The sequence below is a fragment of the Mycobacterium sp. WUMAC-067 genome, from assembly GCF_020217485.1.
GTDB lineage: Bacteria > Actinomycetota > Actinomycetes > Mycobacteriales > Mycobacteriaceae > Mycobacterium.
Window position 1 is genome coordinate 1 of sequence record NZ_JAEKMI010000091.1, and the last position, 8525, is coordinate 8525.

Sequence of the window (8525 nt, forward strand, 5' to 3'; positions counted from 1 at the left end):
CGCCCGGCCCCGCACCCCGGCCCACCAACACATGCGCCAACCGATTCGATACCTCATCCAACTCCCGATAAGTCACCGACACGCCCTCGCCCACCAACGCCACAGCATCCGGCGTCCGCGTCACGTGGACGGCGAACAATGCCGGCACCGACATCGGAACGCTCTGCGGGCTGGCTAAAACCGCTGTATTACCAAGCTCTTCCAGCCGGGCATGCTCACCCGCGTCGAGCACATCCACCGACGAGAGCCGCCGGGCGGGGTCGGCGGCCATCGCCACCAACACCCGCTCCAACCGCGCGATCAACGCCTGGATGGTGTCCGCGTCGAACACGTCGGTGCGAAATTCGACCTGCCCCGAAATCCCGGCGGGCTCGCCGGTGTCGGTCCAGCATTCTTTGAGGAAGAAGACCAGGTCCATTTTCGCGGTCTGGGTATCCTCGAGCAGCGGCGTGACCTGAAGATCACCCAAAGTCAGCCCGGCCGCGGGGACGTTGACTTGCCCAGGGAAGTTGTTCCAGCCCAACATCACCTGAACCAGCGGGTGATGGGCCAACGATCGGGTGGGGTTGAGCCGCTCCACGAGCACCTCGAAAGGCACATCCTGGTGCTCGTAGGCGGCCAGGCCGCGTGCTCGCACCTGGGCCAGCAGCTCGGCCACGGTGGGGTCACCGGCCAGATCGACGCGCAGCACCAAGGTGTTGACGAAAAAACCCACCAGCTCATCCAGCGCGGGATCGCGGCGCCCGGCGATCGCGAACCCGACCGCCACATCGCTGCTGGCGCTGAGCTTCGACAGCAGCACCGCCAGGGCGGCCTGCGTCACCATGAATCCGGTCGCGTTGTGCTCGCGGGCCATCCGCGCGATCTGCTGCTGCAACAACGCCGGCCACTCGACGGTCACCCTGGCGCCGCGCTGATCGGCCACCGGCGGGTAGGGCCGGTCGGTGGGCAGCTGCAGCCGCTCAGGCATCCCGGCCAGCGTCTGCTCCCAGTAGGCGAGCTGCGCAGCGATGCGGCTTTCGCTGTCATCGAGATCACCGAACTGCGCGCGCTGCCACAGCGTGTAATCGACATACTGCACCGGCAATGGCGCCCAATCCGGCGCGCGCCCCGCGCACCGGCTCGCATAGGCCACACTCATGTCACGCACCAGCCGGGTCGTCGACCAGCCATCCGCGGCGATTTCGTGCACGACCGCCACCAGCACGTGTTCGTCGTCGGCGACGCGGAAAAGCCATGCCCGCGACGGGATTTCGGTGGCCAGGTCAAACCGGTAGCGCACCGCGGCGCGGAGGGCTTCCTCCAGGCGGGCGGCCGGCCACTCGGCGGCATCGATGACCTCCCAGCCGAAGTTGGCCTGCTCGGCGGGCACCACCAGCTGCTGCGGGATCCCCTCGGCCGCCCGGAACATGGTGCGCAGGCTCTCGTGGCGGCCCACGACATCGACCAGCGCCGCACCCAGCGCGTCGGCATCGAGGTGCCCACTGAGCCGCAACGGCAGCACGACGTTGTAAAGCGGTGACGGCCCCTGCAACTGGTCGATGAACCACAACCGGCTTTGGGCAAACGACAACGGAATCACCGGCGGCCGCTCAACCGGCAGCAGCGGCTCCAGTCCTCCTCCCTTACCGATGAGGGGCGCCAACTGGGCGACCGTCGGCGCCTCGAATACGGCACGCACCGAAAGATCGGCATCCAGATTGGTGTTCACGGCGGCGATCAGGCGCATCGCGGACAGCGAATCCCCACCCAGGTCGAAGAACGAGTCGTCGACCCCGACCTTGTCGATCCCCAGCACCTCGGCATAGATTCCGGCGACGATTTTTTCGGTCTGGGTCTGCGGCGCCCGGAATGCCGTGGTGGCAAACACCGGTGCCGGCAAGGCCTTTCGGTCGATCTTGCCCGAGGATGTCATCGGGAACTCGTCGAGCACCACAATGTGCGTCGGCACCATGTATTCGGGCAACCACGCGCTCAACTGCTGACGCACCGCGGTGATTTTGGTGTTGGTCTGCGGGTCATTGGCGCAACTCGTGACTCGGTGGGGCCCGTCAGGCGGCAGATACAGATCGGTCAGCGCCGAGGTCTGCTCAGCGTCAGCCGCAGTGATGAACACCGCGTCCACGGTGCCCGGCTGGGCGCCCCAGGTGACCGCGACGTGATATCCGGCGCTCTCACCAAGGCCGTGCAGTTGTTCTGGGACAACGGCATCGGCACCGTCGGCGAGGGCCAGTGCGTCGGCAAGCGCCAGTCCGTCGACAAGGGCGTGTTCGATGTGGACGTCGCTGATCAGTCCCGCGCGGGGGATCTCGGTAATGCGGACAGTGTGGGGACGCTGGGCTACCAACCGGTCGTGCAGCCCGCGCAGGCCGGCGCACTGGGCCCACGCCCAGCTGTCTGCGCCGGCCAGTGAGCGCACCGGTGCGGGGGATTTATAGATGACGAGGTCGTAGCGATACCGGTTGAGTTCGTTGTCGGCCATCCCGCGCTTGACTTCGATATCCAGCCCGGCCACCGATGCATGGCCGGCAGCCCAGTTAGTGAAATACTCTGGGGCCAAAAGCAATTCGGCTTCGCCGAGCATGGCGCGCTGAACTCGTTGGCGAATCTCGTCGGCGTCGGCGTCGCCGTCGGCGGTGCGGGCGAGCGCGATGCCGGTTTGAAAAGCGCCCAGCAGGCTGTGGTTGCGCACATCGCCGATGAACAGTGCCCCGCCCGCTGCCAGTAACCGCATCGCGACCGCCAGCACATCGCTCAGATACCGCGCGCTCGGGAAGTACTGCACCACGGAGTTGAGCACCACCAGATCGAAATGGCCCTCCGGCAACCCATCGGCGACATCGGCGGGCTGCACCCGCAACCGCACCCGATCCCCCCACGACTGCCCGGCCACGTCGGCCTGCAGCCTCTGGATCGTCGGCGCGGAGAAGTCCGTAGCCCAGTACTCGGCGCAGACCGGGGCCAACTGGGAAAGCAACAGCCCCGAACCGACGCCGATCTCCAGCACCCGCGCGGGATGCAACTGAAGGATCCGATCCACCGTGGCCGAACGCCACTCCCTCATCTGTTCGAGCGGGATCGGATCGTCGGTGTAGCTGCTGTTCCAGCCGCGGAAATCCATGCCGAATTCCGGCGCGTCCACGTCAGCGGCATACGCCTCGTCATACAGGTGTTGCCACGCTTCGACGGTTTCGGCGTCGTGTTCGGCGGTGGTGGTCTGCTCGAGGGTGACATAGGCGACCAGATGCGAGCCGGTTCCGCTCTCATGCACGGTGGCGGCCGCCCGGGCAACCTGCGGGCAGCCCAGCAGGGTGTTTTCGATTTCGCCCAGTTCGATGCGGTGTCCGCGCAGCTTGATTTGTGCGTCGGCACGGCCGAGATAGTCCAGGGTTCCGTCGAGCGCCCAGCGCACCAGGTCGCCGGTGCGATACAGCCGCGCGCCCGCGGGCCCGTAGGGATCGGCCACGAACCGTTCCGCGGTCAGACCCGCCCGGCCCAGATAGCCGCATGCCACCGCCGGTCCGCCCAGATACAACTCGCCGACCACCCCGATCGGGGTCGGGTTCAGCCGCGCGTCGAGCACCAGTGCGCGCATCCCGGGGAGCGGGGTGCCGATGCGGACCGGCTGCCCCGCCGACAGCGGCGCCGTGGTGGCCCAGATAGTGGCCTCGGTGGGGCCGTAGCCGTTGAACATGCGGCGCCCCGGCGCCCACGCGGCCACCAACTCGTCGGGGCAGGCCTCACCGCCGACGATCAAGGTGGACAACACATCTAACCGGCTCCGATCCAGCGACGACAGCAACGTCGGGGTCATCACCGCCGCGTTGACCCGTTGCTCCTGCAGCAATGCGGTCAAAGCCTCGCCGGCGTACACCTCCGGCGGCGCAACCACCAACGCTCCCCGCGATCCCACCGCGACCAATAACTCACCGAGCGCGGCGTCAAATGTCGGGGAGAGCACAGCCAGCATGCGGGTATCCGGGCCCAGCCCAAACGGTTCGCGGTGCGCCGCGGCTACCCCGGGCAGACCGCCGTGGGTGACCGCCACCCCCTTCGGGGTGCCGGTGGACCCCGACGTGAAGATCACATAGGCGGTGTTCTCCGGTCCCAACGCCGCCAGTCGGTCGGTGTCGGTGATCGGCTCGGCGCATCGCCCGGACAGGTCCAGGCCGTCGATGCGCAGCACCGGGCGCGCCCCGGCGCCGGCCACGGTGTCGGCATCGCCGGTCAACACGCACACCGCGCCCACCGAGTCCAGCACCGTGGCGATCCGCTCGACCGGGTGAGCGGGGTCCACCGGGACATACACGCCGCCGGCTTTCAGGACCGCCCAGCACGCCACCACCAGCTCCGCGGACCGGCCGATCGCCACGCCCACCGCGCGTTCCGGGCCGACCCCCGCCTCGATCAGCACCCGCGCCAGCCGCGTCGACCACGTGTCGAGTTCGCGATAGGACAAGCTCCGGGCGCGATCGACGACCGCCACCGCGTCCGGGTCGGCGGCCACCGCCGCGTCCAACAACTCCGGCGCCACCCCCGCCGGTGCCCCGACCCCGGCGCCAGACCACCGCGACAGCACCAGATCACGCTCGTCGGGATCCAGTAACGCCAGATCACCCACCACCGCCGACGCATCCGTCACGACGGCTTCGATCACCCGTGTGAACCAGGTGACGAAGCGCTCGATGGTGGCCCGGTCATACAGGTCCGTGGCATAGGTGACGACCCCGGCGGCCATCGGCGCGGTCGGGTCCTCGGAGGGCACCTCCCGCAGATCGACATCCAGATCGAATTTGGCGGTGCGGCTGTCCACCGCCAGTGGCTCGACGGTGACCCCGTCGAGCGCCACCTCGGGGCGCACATTGTTCTGGAACGCCAGGGCCACCTGGAATAGCGGATGATGCGCCGTGGAGCGCACGGGGTTGAGTTGCTCGACCAGCCGCTCGAACGGCACATCCTGGTTGCTGTAGGCGTCCAGCGCCTTCTGGCGCACCTGCTCGAGCACATCGCTGAACCGCTGTGCAGAGTTGACACCGACCCGCAGCACCCAGGTGTTGACGAAGAACCCGACCAGCTCATCGAGCGCCGCATCCATCCGTCCGGCGATCGGGGTGCCCATCGTCACGCCCTCGCCGGCCCCGGCCCGGTGCAACACCACCACCATGGCCGCCTGCAACACCATCGAGGCGGTCGCGTTATGCGCCGCCGCCAACGCCTTGATCCCCGCCCACAGTCTCGGGTCGAGGTGCATGTCCACGGCATCACCGCGGTAGCTGGGCACCGGCGGGCGCGCCCGGTCCGCCGGCAGCGACACCACCTCGGGCAGATCAGCCAACTCCTGCCGCCAATAAGCCAACTGCCCGGCGATCACGCTGTCGGGATCAGACTCGACGCCCAACCAATCCCGTTGCCAGAGCGTGTAATCGGCGTACTGCACCGGCAATGGCGCCCACTGCGGGGCCTGGCCCCGCCGCCGCGCCAGATAGGCCTGGCCGATGTCCCTGGCCATCGGCGCCAGTGACCACCCGTCAAAAGCGATGTGGTGCACCACAATCCCCACGACATGCTGTCCGGGGCCCACCGCATAGATCTGCGCACGAATCGGGATCTCGGTCGCCAGATCGAACCGGTACCCCGCCAGCGCCACCAATTCGCCGATCAGATCCTGCTCCGGCAATGACACCACTGCTGGGCCCCCGCGCCGCCACATCCCGGCCTCGGCCGGCAGCACCTGCTGGAACGGCACACCGTCGATGTCGGGAAATATGGTGCGCAGCGCCTCGTGGCGGGCGATCACATCATCGACGGCCGCCGTCAACGCCTCGACATCCAGCGCCCCGCTGATCCGGAACGCGGTCGGCATGTTGTAGGTCGCCACCCCGCCCTCGAACCGGTCAAGGAACCACAACCGGCTCTGCGCATACGACAACGGCACCATCGTCGGCCGCGCGCCGGCCACCAACGGCTTGCGCCCTTCCCCGTCCAAGCCGATACGGGGCGCCAACTGGGCGACGGTGGGCGATTCGAACACGGTGCGCACCGCAAGGCCGGCGTCGAGGGTCTTGTTGATCGCGGCGATGACCCGCATCGCCGAGAGCGAATCGCCGCCCAAATCAAAGAAGGAGTCGTCGATCCCGACCCGCTCGAGGCCGAGTACCTGGGCGTAGATGTTGGCCAGGATCTCCTCGGTGGGGGTGCTCGGGGCGCGGTAGCGATCGCCCTCGGTGTATTCGGGTGCCGGCAGGGCCCGGGTGTCCAGTTTGCCGTTGACCGTCAGCGGCAGCGCGTCGATCACCACCACCGCCGCCGGAACCATGTAGGCGGGGAGCCGCTGACCCAACCGGGCCCGAACAACGGCCGGGTCAGCGGCTCCAGTGATATAGCCGATCAGGCGCTTGTCACCGGGGCGGTCCTCGCGGGCGATCACGGCCGCCTGCTCCACCCCGTCGAGTGCGGCCAGCGCCGTGCGGATTTCGCCGAGTTCAATGCGGTACCCGCGGACCTTGACCTGCTCGTCGGCACGCCCCAGGTAATCCAGCTGCCCGTCGGCGCCCCAACACACCAGGTCCCCGGTGCGATACATCCGTTGGCCCGGCGCTCCGGCGCCGCCGAACGGGCAGGCCACGAACCGCGACGCGGTCAGACCCGCCCGGCCCAAGTATCCGTACGCCAGCCCGCCGCCGGCCACATACAACTCCCCGACCACCCCGACCGGCACCGGACGCAACGACGCATCCAGCACAAAGAAGCCAAGATGCACCAACGGCACCCCGATGGGGCTGACACTGCGGTCGACGTCGACGACGCTGATCTCGCGGAACGAGGCATGCACCGTCGTTTCGGTGATGCCATACATGTTGATAAGCCGCGGTGATCGGCGGTGGCGGTCCAACCAGGTTCCCAGGCGCTGGGGTTCGAGCGCCTCGCCGCCGAACACCACCGTCTCCAGCCTCAGCTGAGGTCCCAGCTCGGGTGCGCGCGCTTCGGCGGTTTGCAGCGCATAAAACGCCGACGGCGTCTGACTCAATACGCTGACCTGTTCGGCGATCAGCAACGCGTGCAGGTCTTCGGGTGAGCGTGTCACGGACTCGGGCACCACCACCAGCCGCCCACCGTGCAACAGCGCACCGAAGATCTCCCACACCGAGTAGTCGAAGGCCAGCGAATGGCACTGCGTCCACACCTGCTCTGGCGACAGTTCCAGGTCGGCGCTCAGCGCCGTCAGCAGCCGGGTCACGTTGTGATGGGCGACGGCCACCCCCTTGGGCACCCCGGTGGTGCCGGAGGTGTAAATCAGGTAAGCGATCTCGTCGGGGGCCGGCGCCGGCAGGCTCGTGCACGAGCAACCGGAAATGCGCGGGTCTCCGACGTCGACAACCGGCAGGCCACAGCCGTCGAACCGGTCGGCCAGTCCATTGGTGGTGATCGCGGCGATCGGTGCGGAGTCGGCGACCATGAACTCCATCCGCTCGGTCGGATGCGCCGGATCGATCGGCAGATACGCCGCCCCGGTCTTGAGCACCGCCATCACCGCCAGGACCGCCTCGGCCGACCGCGGCAACAGCAGCGCCACACACTCCCCCGGGCCGGCGCCCAGGGCGACCAGCAGATGCGCCAACCGGTTCGACGCCTCATCGAGCTCTCGGTAGGTGCTCGAGTGACCTTCGAAGGTCACCGCCAGCGCTTCGGGCGCGCGCGCGACCTGAGCGGCGAACACCGCCGGAATGGACGCCGCGGTTGGGACCGTCCGGGCCAACACCGCCCGGTTACCGGTCTTGTCCAGGTGGGCGTGCTCGGCGGCATCCAGCACATCCATCGACGACAACCGCCGGGTGGGATCGGCGGTCATGGCCGCCAATACCCGCTGCAGGCGCTCGATCAACGCCTCGATGCTGGCCGCGTCGAACACATCGGTGCGAAACTCGACATCCCCGGCGATCCCGGCGGGGTCACCGGCCTCGGTGAACCGTTCGGCCAGCGTGAATGTCAGATCCATGCGTGCCGACTGAGTGGCCACTGGCAAACGCGTGACCTGTAGATCGCCCAGGTCCAGCCCGGCGGCGGGGTCGCTGGTGTGCCCGGGGAAGTTCTGCCAGGCCAACACCACCTGCACCAACGGGTGATGGGCCAGGCTTCGGGTCGGGTTGAGCCGCTCCACCAGCACCTCGAAGGGCACGTCCTGGTGCTCGTAGGCGGCGACGCTGCGCGCCCGCACGTGCGCGAGCACATCGGCCACGGTGGGATCGCCGGCCACATCGACGCGCAGCACCAGGGTGTTGATGAAAAACCCGACCAGCTCGTCGAGCGCTGGGTCGCGCCGCCCGGCGATCGCGAATCCGACCGCCACATCACTGCTGGCGCTGAGCTTGGCCAGCAGCACCGCCAGGGCGGCCTGGATCACCATGAACTTGGTCGCGTTGTGCTCGCGGGCCACCTGTGCAATCCGCTGCTGCAGCTCGGCTGGCAAATCCACGACCACGCTGGCGCCGCGGTAATCGGCCACCGGCGGATAAGGTCGGTCGGTG

General features: G+C 68.2%; 1 protein-coding gene. It reads right to left on the bottom strand.

Features of this window, described 5'->3' with window-relative positions:
• Positions 1–8525 (bottom strand): non-ribosomal peptide synthetase (locus tag JF781_RS26865; protein WP_304621392.1); only part of this gene is annotated, 8525 nt, incomplete at both ends.